We start from the raw sequence: 12,636 nt of genomic DNA, 5'->3' as shown, positions 1-12,636 counted from the left end.
GTCGTGACGACGCGGCGAGAGGGGGCTTTTCGAATGCCCGAGACGCACGGCGAACGATCTCATGGCTCCCATGCCGCGGCTGCGACGGAGGCGGGTTCGGTGCGCCGTCCGCCGGCCCTGGCGCCGCACATCCGGCGCCACCTCGGCCACACCCTGCGGGCCTTCTATCCGGCGGATCCGGCCGAACCCGTGGGCGAGCGGATCGAAGCGTTGCTGATTCGGCTCGGCAAGATCGGTTAGCATCGCTTGCCCCGACGGTGTCCCCGGGACACGGCGCTGGAGCCGGCACAGGAGCAATTGATTCACGCCGTTCCGCATTGCCGGGTCGGCCGGGCCGTGGCGTTCATGAACCGGCCAGAAGCGTGGCCGTAAGGCTGGCCTCCCGGTCCTCGAAGCCTAAGATTCCATCGCCATGCTCGTCCTCGCTCTCGTCGTCGCCGGCAATGTCCTGTTGGCGGCCCTGTTCTCCCTCGTCGCCGTCGCGGCCGACTGAACCGGCGCCCCCGCGCGACCTCTTCCGTGCCGCCCGGCACGATCCGGTTCGCGGACGCCCGCCGGTGCCGCCGGGGTGGATCGACGCACCGTACGATTCGTGCTCGATGCGGGGCTCCCTCGCCTCGGGTCCCGGGGCGTTCCTCGGAGCACGTCACCGCATGAACACCAACGCCCTCTCGGTCACCTGGGCCCCGCGCCTGCTCAGCGTCCTGCGCATCATGGCGGGGCTGCTGTTCCTCGCCCACGGGACACAGAAGCTCCTCGGCTTTCCCGCACGCATGGGTGGCGGCGGCGCGCCGGAACTGGTCTCCCTGATCGGGATGGCGGGCCTGCTCGAACTCGTCGGCGGCGCGCTGATCGTGCTCGGCCTGTTCACCCGGCCGGTGGCGTTCGTTCTGTCGGGCCAGATGGCGGTGGCCTACTTCATGGCCCATGCGCCGAAGAGCCCGTTTCCCGCCCTCAACGGCGGCGACGCGGCGATCCTGTTCTGCTTCGTGTTCCTCTACCTCGCCGCCGCCGGCGCCGGCCCGTGGAGCCTCGACGCCCAGCGCCGCGGCCGGTTCTAACAAGCGCCGCGGCCGCTTCTGACAAGCGCCGCGGCCGGTTCTGATCGCGCCCTTCCCAACGTAAGCTGTGCCGTTCGTCACCGCCCCGGCGGCGCCGGCACGGCATCGTCCCGACACCGGGCCGATCGGGGCCGGACGGACCTTCAGACCATGAGCGCTTCCCTCTCGCCGGCCCCCTGGGACAGCACGCTGGCGTCCTCCGAAGGGGCACGCCAGCGCCTGCCGATGGCCCTCAAGCTCGCCTACACGGCTTTCATGGCCGTGCTGGTGCCGACCTACGGGTGGTATTACGGGCCGACGAACTTCCTCTACTTCTGCGACATCGCCCTGATCCTGACCCTCTGGGGGATCTGGACCGAGCGCGCGCTGCCCATCTCCATGGGCGCCGTCGGCATCCTGGCGCCGCAGGTGATCTGGGTGGCGGATTTCACCGCCGGCCTGTTCGGCCTGCCGATCACCGGCATGACCGACTACATGTTCAAGTCCGAGAATTCGCTCTTCCTGCGCGGCCTGTCGCTGTTCCACGGCTGGCTGCCGTTCCTGCTGATCTATCTCGTCTGGCGCCTCGGCTACGACCGCCGCGCCTGGACGGCGTGGTCGGGCCTCGCCGTGGTGGTGCTGGCGGTCTGCTTCTTCGCCATGCCGGCGCCGCGCCCCGATCCCGGCCTCACCCCTGTCAACATCAACTACGTCTGGGGCATGAGCGACACCGCCGCCCAGACCTGGATGTCGCCTTACGCCTGGTTCGGCCTCCTCGTCGTCGGCATTCCGCTCGCCCTGTGCGGGCCGACGCACCTCGCCCTGCGCGCCGTGATGCCGAAGGCCGTCAGGCGGTGAAGCGCCAGACGCTGCTCTGCTTGATCTCGGCATCCTCCAGGGACCGGCTTACCGGCACCGCGTAGGTGGCGAGCCGTTCGAGCCGGTCGCGCGGCAGGTAGGACCGGCCGGGATCGCCCACCAGCACCGTGGCGCCGCGCGCATGCAGCCCGGCCAGCCACGCGGTGACGCGCTCGGCGAGGTCGCATTCGTAGAAGATGTCGGCGGCGAGCACGACGGCGCTGCCGGGATCGGAGCCGATGAGGTCGTCCCGCACCGCCTCGATGCGGTCGGCGACGCCGTTGACCGCCGCGTTGAGGCCGATGGCGGGGATCGCGAACCCGTCGAGGTCGCTCGCCGTCACGTGAATCGCCCCGGCTTTCGCCGCCGCGATGGCGACGAGTCCGGAGCCCGAGGCGAAATCGAGGACGCGGCGCCCGGAGACGAGCTCGGGGTTGTCGAGGATGTAGCGGGCGAGCGCCTGGCCGCCCGCCCAGGCGAAGGCCCAGAACGGCGGCGGCAGGCCGATGGCCTCGAGCTCGTCCTCGGTCTTCTGCCACAGGGCGGTGGCCTCGTCGGCGACATGCAGCACGATCTCGGGCGCGTGGGGCACCGGCAGCAGCCGGGTGTTTTCACGGATGAAGGCGAGGGGATCGGGCGAGGCGATCATGCGGCGAGCTCCGCGTAGATCGCACAGACGGCGCCGGCCACGGCCGCTTCCGTGAAGTCCCCCGCCCGGATGCGGTCGCGTGCCGCTTCGCCCATCCGCACCACGAGTCCCGGATCGGCGGCGAGGCGCGCGAGGGCGGCGGCCAGCGCCGCGGAATCGTCGGGGGGCACGACGAAACCTTCGAATCCGTCGCGCACCAGGGAGCGGCAGCCCGGCACGTCGGTGGTGAGGAGCGCGCGCCCGCAGGCGGCCGCCTCCAGCAGGGTGCGGGGCAGGCCCTCGCCGCCCCGCGACGGCAGGCAGGCGGCGTGGTGGGCGGCGTAGGCCCCGGCGACGTCGGCGGTGGGCCCGTGCCACGCGATCCCGTCGCGCGACCAGTCCCGGAGCGTGGTTTCGGGAATCGCCCGGCGGTTCGAGGGGTCGGGTGCGCCGTAGAGGGAGAGCTCCACCGCCACCCCGTCGGCGCGGGCGCGGCGCACGGCCTCCACGGCCGTATCGACGCCCTTCGACCACAGCATCCGGGCCACCAAGGCGACCCGCAGGGGCGGGGTCGGCGGCAGGGGTCGGGGCGTGAAGGCCTCGGGATCGACGCCGGCCCCGCCGACGAGGGTGACGGCGGTGTCGGCCGGGTCGAGGTCGAGCGCCCAGGCGTCGTCGGGATTCTCGAACAGGAACCGGGTTCGCTTCGAGGCGAGCGGTCCCCGGATGAGGCCGCGCAGCGCCAGGCGCGACAGCCGGCCGGTGGCGTCGGCGCGGGCGCCGAGGAGCCCGAGGCCGGTCACCGCGTAGACCCGGGCGGGGATGCCCGCCATGGCGGCCGCGGTGCCGCCGACCAGGATGGCGCGGAGCGCGATGCAGTGGACGATGTCGGCCTTCAGCGCCTTGAGGATACCGGCGAGCTGGCCCGCCGCGTACCCCGCCGTCATGGGGTTGAGGCTCGAGCGCTCCGCCTCCAGGTGGACCACCCGCGCACCCGTGGCCTCGATGGGCGCGCGGTGATCGCGCACCCGCGTCACCACCGCCACGGTGAGACCCATGGCGACGGCCGCCCGCGCCAGGGGCAGGAAGTGCGAGGCGAAGAACCAGTCCTCGGTGACCACGAAGACCAGGGTTTTTCGCGGGTGGGGCGGGTGGGGCGGCGTATCCATCCCTCAGCCTGTAGCATGCCTCGCCGCGCAGAAAGGCAAGACCGCACGAGGACAAGACCGCACGAGGACAAGACCGCACGAGGACAAGTCCATGGACACGACCGAAAGCCTGACGATCCGGCCGTTCGAAGCCGACGACCGCACGGCGGTGATCGCCCTGTGGCGCGCCTGCGGCCTCGTGGTGCCCCACAACGATCCGGACGCGGATCTCGACCGCGCCGCCGGGCGTCCGAACTCCGACGTCCTCGTCGGCGTCACGCCGGGCGGGCGCGTCGCCGCGAGCGTGATGGTCGGCTACGACGGCCATCGCGGCTGGCTCTACTACGTCGCGGCCGAGGCGCGGGGCCGGGGCCACGGCCGGGCCATGGTGGCGGCCGGGGAAGAGTGGCTGCGGGTGCGGAAAATTCCCAAGGCGCAGCTCATGATCCGCGAGAGCAACGTGGGCGTGCGCGACTTCTACGCCGGCCTCGGCTGGAACGCGGTCCCGCGCATCGTCATGGAGCGCTGGCTGTAGCGCGATGTCGCGCCCGGAACGGGGCGGCCCGGCCACCGGTTGTCGCCTGACGAAATCATCCGGGGGGAGCGTTGCGCATGGCGTCGGATCGGGACGAGGACGGCACCGTCGCCGATCCGCGCGACGCGGCCGAGGAGGCGGGCCTCGCCTATGTCGACGAGTCCACGCCGGGGCTGACCCGCCGCCGGAGCGGCACGGGCTTCGCCTACCGCGACCCCAAGGGCGCCCCGGTGCGCGACGCGAAGACCCTGGCCCGCATCCGGGCGCTCGCCATCCCGCCCGCCTACACCGACGTGTGGATCTGCGCGCGCGCCAACGGCCACATCCAGGCGACGGGGCGCGACGCCAAGGGGCGCAAGCAGTACCGCTACCACGCCGACTTCCGCGCCGCCCGGGACCAGACCAAGTTCGAGCACATCATGACCTTCGCCGACGTGCTGCCGGGCCTGCGCGCCCGCGTCGACGCCGACATGGGCAAGGCCGGCCTGCCCCGCGAAAAGGTGCTGGCGACGGTGGTGCATCTTCTGGAGACCACGCTCATTCGGGTGGGCAACGACGATTACGCCCGCACCAACAAGAGCTTCGGTCTCACCACCCTGCGCGACCGGCACGCCACGATCGCCGGCGCCAAGCTCACCTTCCGGTTCAAGGGCAAGAGCGGCAAGACCTGGGACCTCGGCGTGAAGGACCGGCGCGTGGCCCGGATCGTCAAGGCCTGCCAGGATCTGCCCGGCCAGGAGCTGTTCCAGTACCGCGACGCGGACGGCGCCATCCGCGACGTGACCTCGGCCGACGTGAACGCGTACCTGCGCGAGATCACCGGCCAGCCGGTCACCGCCAAGGATTTCCGCACCTGGGCCGGCACGGTGCTGGCCGCCCTGGCGCTGCAGGAATTCGAGGCGTTCGACAGCCAGGCCGCCGCCAAGAAGAACCTTCGGACGGCCATCGAGAGCGTGGCGAGCCGGCTCGGCAACACGCCGACCATCTGCCGCAAGTGCTACATCCACCCCCAGGTGCTCGACGGCTACCTCGAGGGCGACCTGCTGCTGCAGGTGAAGCACGCCGTCGCGGACGAGCTGCGCGACGACCTCACGCGCCTGAAGCCCGAGGAGGCGGCCGTGCTGGGGCTGCTCCAGGCCCGGCTCGCCAGGGTGAGCAAGGCAACGCCGGTCAGGACGGCCACGCGTAAGACCAAGGCCAGCTCCCAGGCCAAATCTAAGGCCGCGACCAAGTCCGTCGGCAGGGCGGGATCGAACGGACGGGACACGGCGTCCGGCTCCGAAAGGCGCACGAAATCCCGGTCGAAGGCCCCCGATGCCGGGACGGCCGACCGGCCCACCGCCTGAGACCCATCCCGACCGCTGCCGCGAAGACGTGTCGTTTGGGCACGGACCTCCCTCCGCAACCGGATTCGAACACGTCCGTTGCCGAGGACGCGTCCCGGCAGGCTCGCCGGACGGATCTGGATTTTTGGATAGCATGGCACGCATCGCGGTCGTCACGGGCGGGACCGCCGGCATCGGGCTGGCGACGGCGGAGCTGTTCGCCAAGCGCGGCTGGGCGGTGGCCGTCATCGCCCGCGATCCGGATCGCCTGTCGGAAACGGAGGCCCTTCTCAAGGCCTACGGCCGGCCGGTCCTCGCCATCGCGGCCGATGTCGCGGATGCCGAGGCCGTCGCGGGGGCGGCCGAGCGGGTGGAGCGCGAACTCGGCTCCATCGACGCCTGGGTCAACAACGCCATGGCGACCATCGTGAATCCGGCCGACCGGATCACCCCCGCGGAGTACCGGCGCGTCACCGAGACCACCTATCTCAGCCAGGTCTACGGGACGCTCGCGGCCCTGCGGTTCATGAAGCCGCGCAACCGCGGCGCCATCCTTCAGGTGTCCTCGGGCCTCGCCATCCGGGCCGCACCGCTCCAGGCTCCGTACTGCGCCGCGAAGTTCGCCGTCACCGGCTTCACGGATGCCCTGCGGTGCGAGCTCATCCACGACCGGGTCGCGGTCTCCCTGAGCATCGTCTACCTGCCGGCGGTCAACACGCCGCAATTCAACTGGGCCCGCAACCGCACGGGCCACGGCCAATACGCCCCCGACCCGGTCTACGACCCGCGCCTGTGCGCCGAGGCCATCGTATCCACGGCGGCAAAGCCGCAACGGGACGTCTGGGTCGGTCGCAGCGTGCTGATGATGCATGCGGCACAGGTGATCGCGCCCGGCTTCGCCGATTCCAAGGCCGCCAGCATGTGGGACGCCCAACTCACGGACGCACCGGCTGCGGACAAACCCGGCAATCTGTTCGAGCCCGTTCCGGGACCGGCCCGCATCGACGGGCGCTTCGGCGACCGTACGGAAACCACGCGCAGCGAGTATTGGACCAGCCGCGAGCGCGACTGGATGCTGGCCGGCCTCGGCGGTCTCGCCGCCGTGGGTCTCGTCGGTGCGCTCGCCCTGGCGCGCGGTCCGCGCCGTCGGCTCCCGCGCGCCTGAAGCCGAGGGCTGCGACCAAGCCGCGCCGCGCGCGCGAATTTACAGTAGAGTAGACCGATTCGAGCAAGTTCTCCCGGGCCTGTCCTTCCGGACAAGTCCCGCCGGGGGACGCGGGCCGGACGGGAGGATGATCCATGGATGTCGATGCGCTTCTGCTTTCGCGGATTCAGTTCGGCTTCACCATGGCCTTCCACATCATCTTTCCGGCCTTCACCATCGGGCTGGCGAGTTTCCTCGCCCGCCTCGAAGGCCAGTGGTTGTGGACCGGCAACCCCCTGTACCGGAACCTCTACCGCTTCTGGGTGAAGGTCTTCGCGGTGTCGTTCGGCCTCGGCGTCGTGTCCGGCATCGTCATGAGCTACCAGCTCGGCACCAACTGGTCGCGCTACGCCGACTTCACCGGCAACGTGCTCGGGCCGCTGATCCAGTACGAGGTGATCACCGCGTTCTTCCTCGAGGCGGGCTTCCTCGGAATCATGCTGTTCGGCTGGGAGCGGGTGGGGGACCGCCTGCACTTCGTCTCCACCTGCATGGTCGCCATCGGCACCCTGATCTCGGCCTTCTGGATCCTGTCGGCCAATTCCTGGATGCAGACGCCCGCCGGCTTCGTCGTCGAGAACGGCCGGGCGGTGGCCACCGACTGGTGGCAGGTGATCTTCAACCCGTCCTTCCCGATCCGCTACGCCCACATGGTGATGGGTTGCTTCCTCACCACGGCCTTCGCGGTGGCGGGCATGTCGGCCTGGATGATTCTTCGCGGGCGGAAGGAGCCGCCGGCCAAGGTAGCCGGGGCGCGTGTCTCCCTGTCCATGGCCCTGTGGTTCGCGGTGATCTGCACGCCGCTGCAGATCATGATCGGTGACTCACACGGGCTCGCCGTGCTCAAGCATCAGCCGACGAAGCTCGCGGCCATCGAGGCGAACTGGGACCGGCAGGCCAACATGCCGCTGCTGTTGTTCGCGATCCCGAACATGAAGGAGGAGCGCAACGATTTCGAGATCGGTATCCCGAAGCTCGGCTCCTTCATCCTCACCCACGACTTCTCCGGCGTGGTGCCGGGCCTGAAGGACGTGCCGCCCGATCAGCGGCCGCCGGTCTGGCCGGTGTTCTACTCGTTCCGCATCATGGTCGCCATCGGGCTGGCGATGCTCGGCCTGAGCCTCTGGAGCTTGTACCTTCGCTGGCGCGGCACCCTCTACACCAACCGCTGGTTCCTGAACGCCGCGATGCTGATGACGCCGTCCGGCTTCGGCGCCGTGCTGTTCGGCTGGTTCACCGCCGAGATCGGGCGCCAGCCCTACATCGTCTACGGGCAGATGCGCACGGCGGACGCGCACTCGCCGCTCACGGTCAACGCGGTCACCACCTCCCTCGTCGCATTCCTCGTCGCCTACGCGATCATCTTCGGGTTCGGCTCGTACTACCTCGCCAAGCTCCTGCGCAAAGGCCCGGAGCCCCTGGAGGAGGCGGTCCGCGGCGAGGATGTCGCGCGGAAACCCAAGCGGCCCCTCTCGGCGCTCGACGAAACGGTTCGGGCGTAGCGTCAGAAGCCGGCCGGGAGGGCGAACTGGCCCGTGGACGGGCCGGCCGTGCGGCGCACGGGGGTGGATCCCTCGGTGTCCGTCACGGGAGCGAGACCGAGCTGGCGGGCCAGGGCGACGAGGTCCTTGAGGCGACCGGTCTGGGTCTTGCGGCGCAGGTTGAGCCGGTGGGTCTCCACGGTGCGGACGCTGAGGCCGAGGCGGCGGGCTACTTCCTTGTTGCTGAACCCGGCACTGAGGAACCGCAGGATCTCCGCCTCGCGCGGGGTCAGGCCGTCGGTGGGGGCCATACCCTGCGCCGGCGCGTCCAGGCCGGCCAGGGCCAGGATGGCGGCGCAGACGACCCGGGCGGAGGCGGTGCGGGCGACGAACATGTCGGTGCCGGCCGCGACCAGCCGCGCCATCGCGGCGGCGTCCAGGGTCTCGAAGGCGGCGACGATCTTGAGGCCGGGACACCGGGCCCGCAGACCGCCGATCCGCGCCACCCCGCCTTCGGGATCCCCGTCGCCGACGACCACGAGGGCGACATTGGCCCCGGGCACGTCCGATCCGCCGCGGGACAGGTCCGCTTCGCTCACCGTGTGCAGGGTCGGTTCGTGCTCGAGGGCCGCCCGAAAGCTCGGCTGCAGCCCGTGCGGCTCATCGACGATCAATACTCCAACGGCCTGATGCATGCCGCAATCCCCCTCATGTGCCACCACGAGACACCGCGGCAGTACTGCGAAGGTTCACTTCAAGATCTGTTCCAGGCTTCTGTTTACCATGTCTTGTGTGATTTCAAGATCAGCGCGGAGGGGCCGGGCGATGCCAGTGACGATGACTCCGCAGGATGCCGTACGCCGCTGTCTCGCGGCGGTACAGGCCGGAGTCCCGATGGGAGAGGGGGATCAGCCGGCGCGGGCGAGGATCAGGTCGGAGGTCGCGGTGACCACGCGGTTGCGGCCCGTGGACTTGGCTTCGTAGAGCGCGATGTCGGCGCGCTTGACCAGGCCCTCCACCGTGTCGGCCTCGATCCAGTCGCTGACGCCGAAGCTGCAGGTGAGCCGGATCGGTGCGCGCGCCCCGCGGATGCGCAGGGCCTCGATTCCCCGGCGCAGGCGCCCGGCGAGGGTCTCCGCCTCCGCCGCCGGACGATGCGGCAGGACGATGCCGAACTCCTCCCCGCCGAGGCGCCCGACGATGCCCTCGGTGCCGATCTCGCGGGCGACGGCCTGGATCGCCGCATCGCCGACATCGTGGCCGTACTCGTCGTTGATGCGCTTGAAGTGATCGATGTCGAGGAGGATCGCCGACATCTTGCCGTGGTTGCCGGCCCGGTCGGCCGCCTCGCGGGCGCGCTGGTAGAAGGCGCGGCGGTTGAGCAGGCCGGTGAGCGAATCCGTCTGGGCCAGGCGGATCAGCTCGCTCTGCATGGTGGTGAGCCGGTCGGCGGCGCGGAGCCGGGCGTGGAGCTCCTCGGGGCCGGGCGGCTTCTCGATGAAGTCGTCGGCGCCGCTGTCGAGGGCTTCGGCAAGGTTTCGGGCGTTGCGCGCCGAGGACATGGTGATCACGTACAGAGGCCGATTGGCCTCCGCCAGCAGACGGGCGGACCAACACAGTTCGAGGCCGCTGAGGGGCCTGACTTCGAGGCTGGTGATCAGGACGCGTACGGATTGTGTGGTCTCGACGAAATCCAGGGCCTCGCTGGAGTTCGTGAAGGCCGTGACCGTATGCCCGTTGGGCTCGAGCAGGGCGGCGATCATCTTGAGAACGACGCGGCTGGTGTCGACGAGAACAATATGCATGGCGTGCCCCTCACGTTTTCGGAAGGTATCGCCGAGAGATTAAATTGTTGCCAAGTTTTCTCGCCGCCTGCGATGCTTCGCCAAGCTCAGCGCAACGTTGCCTGCCGGTCCGGTACGCTCACGGGCACGACGCGTGCGCCCCCGACCGACGCGTATGGCGTGGCGGACGGCGCCGGGGCGAACCGGCTCGCGCGGTCGCGTGCGAGCACCCGTGGTCCTGCCGTCGTACGCGCTTTTGCGCTCGCGCGGGCGGCGGGTGCAGGCGATTCGATCACGTAGACGGTGGGCGTTCCGACGGGCGCAGGGTGGATGCCCGAGACGGTGGGGACGCCGTAGGTGCCGTAGCCCCAGGCGCTCGGGACGATCTGGTCGGGCCGCGGAAACCGGGTGAGGGGTGCGCCGACATAGTCGCCCCGGATCGCGGAGCCGGCGTAGCCGTAGCCCGGCCCGACGTCGCCGTAGATCACCTGTGCCTGCGCGCCGGCGAAGGTCGCGCACGAGAGGGCGGCTCCCAGCAGGGTCGCCTTGAGACGCGTGATCATCGGTGGCGCACTCCGCAACGGGGCCTCGTTCCTGGCCGGCATCATGAGGCACAAACCGCCGGACCGCCCCGGCGTTCCGGCGGGTGGGGGAGGGGAAGAGTGCGTAGGCCTCAGCCCGACGAGGAAACCCGCCTCGCGGCGGGTCCGATCCACGGGGGATCGCGTCGTCCTCCGGTCCGCGACCCTCGCGGGGTCGCTCAGCGGCAGGTGGTGACCCGCCGGACGATCCAGCCCTCGCCATCGACCCAGAGGCGGCGGCGCGAACGGCTGCAATTCGTCAGGTCGTCGTCCCCCTCGGTCATGGCCGCGACGGCCGTGATCGGACGGTTGGGAAGGGCGGACGCCTCGGACGAACCCTGGTTCGCGGCGGGCGCCGCCTGGGCGCCGGAAAGGCCGACGCACGTGACGAACAGGGCGCCCGCGGCCATGGCGGACAGCCGTGTGTGAAAGACCGACATATCTGAATCCTGACCGCGCACCGCTCGGTACCCTCGACCACCGTTCGGAACGGCCGCGAAGGCCGCTCTCGCTACGACAGATCAAGTCGCGGCGGGCCGGAAGGGTTGCAGGAATTCAGGCGCCCCGGTGGCAGAAAAGTGTCGTTCGCCCCAAGACCAGGCTTCGCCGGCTCAGGGATTCGCCGTCACGGTGATCATCGGAAGGGTGACGGCGACCTGTGCGTCGCCCGGCAGGCCACCGGGCGAGGACGGAAGCAGGATGGCGCCGAGCCCGAGAAGTAGGCTGAACCCGAGCAGGGATACCTCGATGCCGCGATAGAATCCGTCCATGCCGCGCCCCTTCCCAGTGCCTGCGGCCATGATCCGCCACGGTGTGTGAGGAAAGGGTAACCTTGAGTGAGGAAGGGACCTTGGGTGTGGAAGCGGTACCCGCGCGCAGTTCGGATCCGCGGGCGGCCCGCCCCGCCCGCGTCGCGTCAGGCGGATCCGGCGGCCGGCATGCGCAGGAGATCCGGCTGCGGCGGATGAAGCAGGGCGGCGGCGAGGTTGGCCTCGAGGACGATGAGGTCGCAATCGGGGTCGGGCTCCCAGCCGCACCCGCATCCGCCGGGCTGCTCGTGGGCCCGGGCCACCTGCCGGTAGAGGGCGCCGAGGGTCCGGGCCGCCGTTTCGAGGGCCTGCATGGCCGGCAGCGGCGCCCGGTTGAGGCTCTGCCAGAACGCCCGGCGCAGGGACTCGTCCAGGGTGTCCTCGGCCGAAGCCGCCTCGGCGCAGGCGTGAGGGGCGGGGTCGGCGTTGAGGCGGGGGTTCACGCGGGCGTCCTCCGGCGGATGTGGGCCGCGACCGGATCCGGGGCGGTGGCGACGAAATCGATGAAGTCGGTCAGGCGGTGCAGGCGCAGGTCGATGCAGGAGCCGTCCCACCAGGCGAGCTGCGCATAGCCCCGGACCCAATCCAGTGCCCGTTCCATCATCGTCGCCTCCCTGCCCGTTGCCGAATCGACGATGACAGCAATGCAGTGCAACAAGATGGATTTCAATCGTATTGGGAAACATTGGAATGCGTATAAATCGATGCTTCGAGCCTAAAAGACCCAGCTTCGATTTGGATCAATTCCAGGTCTTCGGTAAAATCCGAGCGCGGGCATGGGTTTGCCGCGTCGGCCCGCGAAGGGACGGCGGACGGGAGACGACAAACGGGGACGACGAAAAAAGATCGAGCGCGGTGACCGCCCGCTACAGCAGCGTTCGCATGGCCAGGAGGCCCAGCAGGAGGCCGCCGAGGCCGATCCCGACGGAGCCGAAGATGTAGGCGAGGGCGGCGGCATTCTCCCCGCGCTGCAGGAGGATGACCCCGTCGAGGGCGAAGGTCGAGAAGGTGGTGAAGCCGCCGAGCACCCCGGTGGCGAGGAACAGCCGCAGGGGCTGGCTGCCGCCGCGCAGGGCGTACCAGCCCACCAGCACCCCCATCAGGGCCGAGCCCAGGATGTTGATGGCGAGGGTTCCGAAGGGAAAGCCCTGGCCGAGGCGCACGGCCGCGAGGCCGACGCCGTGGCGGGCCATGCCGCCGAGGCCCGAGCCGAGGAAGACGAGGAGGAACCCCACCGCGACGC

At 70.3% G+C, this 12,636-nt stretch carries 17 protein-coding genes; 7 read left to right on the top strand and 10 right to left on the bottom strand.

Annotated elements, in window-relative coordinates; genetic code table 11:
* Window positions 1-33: 33 nt before the first annotated feature.
* The 3 genes from ASF27_RS22750 (at window position 34) to ASF27_RS13170 (ending at window position 1,898) form a co-directional block, all read left to right on the top strand.
* Window positions 34-240, top strand: coding sequence for a hypothetical protein (locus tag ASF27_RS22750; RefSeq protein WP_056266670.1), 207 nt, complete (start codon window positions 34-36; stop codon window positions 238-240).
* A gap of 413 nt (window positions 241-653) precedes the next feature.
* Window positions 654-1,061: a DoxX family protein gene (locus tag ASF27_RS13175; RefSeq protein WP_056172979.1), complete on the top strand. Its 408-nt coding sequence runs from the start codon at window positions 654-656 to the stop codon at window positions 1,059-1,061.
* 225 nt (window positions 1,062-1,286) lie between these two features.
* Window positions 1,287-1,898: a hypothetical protein gene (locus ASF27_RS13170; protein WP_156467527.1), complete on the top strand. Its 612-nt coding sequence runs from the start codon at window positions 1,287-1,289 to the stop codon at window positions 1,896-1,898.
* On the opposite strand, the gene ASF27_RS13165 is transcribed toward ASF27_RS13170, so the two are convergent.
* Entirely contained in the window at window positions 1,888-2,547 is a 660-nt protein-coding gene (locus ASF27_RS13165) for a methyltransferase (RefSeq protein ID WP_056360703.1), read from the bottom strand. The two genes, ASF27_RS13170 and ASF27_RS13165, sit on opposite strands and share 11 nt — an antisense overlap.
* A complete protein-coding gene (locus ASF27_RS13160) occupies window positions 2,544-3,695 on the bottom strand; it encodes a glycosyltransferase (RefSeq protein ID WP_056360699.1) in 1,152 nt (383 codons plus the stop codon). Before ASF27_RS13160 ends, ASF27_RS13165 begins: the two co-directional genes overlap by 4 nt.
* 91 nt (window positions 3,696-3,786) lie before the next feature.
* Between ASF27_RS13160 and ASF27_RS13155 the strand changes: the two genes are divergently transcribed.
* The 4 genes from ASF27_RS13155 to ASF27_RS13140 all read left to right on the top strand — a co-directional run bounded on the left by ASF27_RS13155 (window position 3,787) and on the right by ASF27_RS13140 (window position 8,240).
* Window positions 3,787-4,209, top strand: a complete 423-nt coding sequence (locus tag ASF27_RS13155) for a GNAT family acetyltransferase (protein ID WP_056360695.1) — start codon at window positions 3,787-3,789, stop codon at window positions 4,207-4,209.
* A 77-nt stretch (window positions 4,210-4,286) separates the two neighbouring features.
* Window positions 4,287-5,555 carry a DNA topoisomerase IB gene (locus tag ASF27_RS13150; RefSeq protein WP_056266655.1) on the top strand — a complete coding sequence of 423 codons (1,269 nt, stop codon included), beginning with the start codon at window positions 4,287-4,289 and terminating at the stop codon, window positions 5,553-5,555.
* 133 nt (window positions 5,556-5,688) lie between these two features.
* A complete protein-coding gene (locus ASF27_RS13145) occupies window positions 5,689-6,699 on the top strand; it encodes an SDR family oxidoreductase (RefSeq protein ID WP_056360692.1) in 1,011 nt (336 codons plus the stop codon).
* A 134-nt stretch (window positions 6,700-6,833) separates the two neighbouring features.
* Window positions 6,834-8,240: a cytochrome ubiquinol oxidase subunit I gene (locus tag ASF27_RS13140; protein WP_056266649.1), complete on the top strand. Its 1,407-nt coding sequence runs from the start codon at window positions 6,834-6,836 to the stop codon at window positions 8,238-8,240.
* 2 nt (window positions 8,241-8,242) lie between these two features.
* Here ASF27_RS13140 and ASF27_RS13135 read toward each other — a convergent pair whose 3' ends face one another.
* From ASF27_RS13135 to crcB, 8 genes are all read right to left on the bottom strand, one after another.
* Entirely contained in the window at window positions 8,243-8,914 is a 672-nt protein-coding gene (locus ASF27_RS13135; protein ID WP_056172343.1) for a response regulator transcription factor, read from the bottom strand.
* Window positions 8,915-9,127: 213 nt separating this feature from the next.
* A complete protein-coding gene (locus ASF27_RS13130; RefSeq protein WP_056266647.1) occupies window positions 9,128-10,024 on the bottom strand; it encodes a diguanylate cyclase in 897 nt (298 codons plus the stop codon).
* Window positions 10,025-10,110: 86 nt separating this feature from the next.
* Entirely contained in the window at window positions 10,111-10,566 is a 456-nt protein-coding gene (locus ASF27_RS13125) for a hypothetical protein (RefSeq protein ID WP_082479075.1), read from the bottom strand.
* Between the two features lie 197 nt (window positions 10,567-10,763).
* Window positions 10,764-11,024, bottom strand: coding sequence for a hypothetical protein (locus tag ASF27_RS13120; RefSeq protein WP_082479073.1), 261 nt, complete (start codon window positions 11,022-11,024; stop codon window positions 10,764-10,766).
* 171 nt (window positions 11,025-11,195) lie between these two features.
* Window positions 11,196-11,384 (bottom strand): hypothetical protein, encoded by a 189-nt coding sequence (locus ASF27_RS22745; RefSeq protein ID WP_210166273.1) that lies wholly within the window; start codon window positions 11,382-11,384, stop codon window positions 11,196-11,198.
* Between the two features lie 116 nt (window positions 11,385-11,500).
* Window positions 11,501-11,836, bottom strand: coding sequence for a hypothetical protein (locus ASF27_RS13115; RefSeq protein ID WP_056172336.1), 336 nt, complete (start codon window positions 11,834-11,836; stop codon window positions 11,501-11,503).
* The gene (locus ASF27_RS22315) at window positions 11,833-11,997 is read right to left on the bottom strand and encodes a hypothetical protein (RefSeq protein WP_156369063.1); all 165 of its coding nucleotides are present in this window, start codon (window positions 11,995-11,997) and stop codon (window positions 11,833-11,835) included. The genes ASF27_RS13115 and ASF27_RS22315 overlap by 4 nt, the downstream gene beginning before the upstream one ends.
* A 262-nt stretch (window positions 11,998-12,259) precedes the next feature.
* A complete protein-coding gene (gene crcB, locus ASF27_RS13110; protein ID WP_082479129.1) occupies window positions 12,260-12,628 on the bottom strand; it encodes a fluoride efflux transporter CrcB in 369 nt (122 codons plus the stop codon).
* Window positions 12,629-12,636 lie beyond the last annotated feature (8 nt).

The organism is Methylobacterium sp. Leaf102, assembly GCF_001422425.1.
In the GTDB taxonomy this organism is placed as follows: domain Bacteria; phylum Pseudomonadota; class Alphaproteobacteria; order Rhizobiales; family Beijerinckiaceae; genus Methylobacterium.
Note: the sequence above shows the minus strand (reverse complement) of the source record. Positions and strands in the feature narration are given on the sequence as shown.

Excerpts from the sequence above, each read along its gene's own strand:
- ASF27_RS22750 (WP_056266670.1), top strand. The coding sequence starts at position 34 with ATGCCCGAGACGCACGGCGAACGATCTCATGGCTCCCATGCCGCGGCT.
- ASF27_RS13175 (WP_056172979.1), top strand. The coding sequence starts at position 654 with ATGAACACCAACGCCCTCTCGGTCACCTGGGCCCCGCGCCTGCTCAGC.
- ASF27_RS13170 (WP_156467527.1), top strand. The coding sequence starts at position 1,287 with ATGGCCCTCAAGCTCGCCTACACGGCTTTCATGGCCGTGCTGGTGCCG.
- ASF27_RS13165 (WP_056360703.1), bottom strand. The coding sequence starts at position 2,547 with ATGATCGCCTCGCCCGATCCCCTCGCCTTCATCCGTGAAAACACCCGG.
- ASF27_RS13160 (WP_056360699.1), bottom strand. The coding sequence starts at position 3,695 with ATGGATACGCCGCCCCACCCGCCCCACCCGCGAAAAACCCTGGTCTTC.
- ASF27_RS13155 (WP_056360695.1), top strand. The coding sequence starts at position 3,787 with ATGGACACGACCGAAAGCCTGACGATCCGGCCGTTCGAAGCCGACGAC.
- ASF27_RS13150 (WP_056266655.1), top strand. The coding sequence starts at position 4,287 with ATGGCGTCGGATCGGGACGAGGACGGCACCGTCGCCGATCCGCGCGAC.
- ASF27_RS13145 (WP_056360692.1), top strand. The coding sequence starts at position 5,689 with ATGGCACGCATCGCGGTCGTCACGGGCGGGACCGCCGGCATCGGGCTG.
- ASF27_RS13140 (WP_056266649.1), top strand. The coding sequence starts at position 6,834 with ATGGATGTCGATGCGCTTCTGCTTTCGCGGATTCAGTTCGGCTTCACC.
- ASF27_RS13135 (WP_056172343.1), bottom strand. The coding sequence starts at position 8,914 with ATGCATCAGGCCGTTGGAGTATTGATCGTCGATGAGCCGCACGGGCTG.
- ASF27_RS13130 (WP_056266647.1), bottom strand. The coding sequence starts at position 10,024 with ATGCATATTGTTCTCGTCGACACCAGCCGCGTCGTTCTCAAGATGATC.
- ASF27_RS13125 (WP_082479075.1), bottom strand. The coding sequence starts at position 10,566 with ATGATCACGCGTCTCAAGGCGACCCTGCTGGGAGCCGCCCTCTCGTGC.
- ASF27_RS13120 (WP_082479073.1), bottom strand. The coding sequence starts at position 11,024 with ATGTCGGTCTTTCACACACGGCTGTCCGCCATGGCCGCGGGCGCCCTG.
- ASF27_RS22745 (WP_210166273.1), bottom strand. The coding sequence starts at position 11,384 with ATGGCCGCAGGCACTGGGAAGGGGCGCGGCATGGACGGATTCTATCGC.
- ASF27_RS22315 (WP_156369063.1), bottom strand. The coding sequence starts at position 11,997 with ATGATGGAACGGGCACTGGATTGGGTCCGGGGCTATGCGCAGCTCGCC.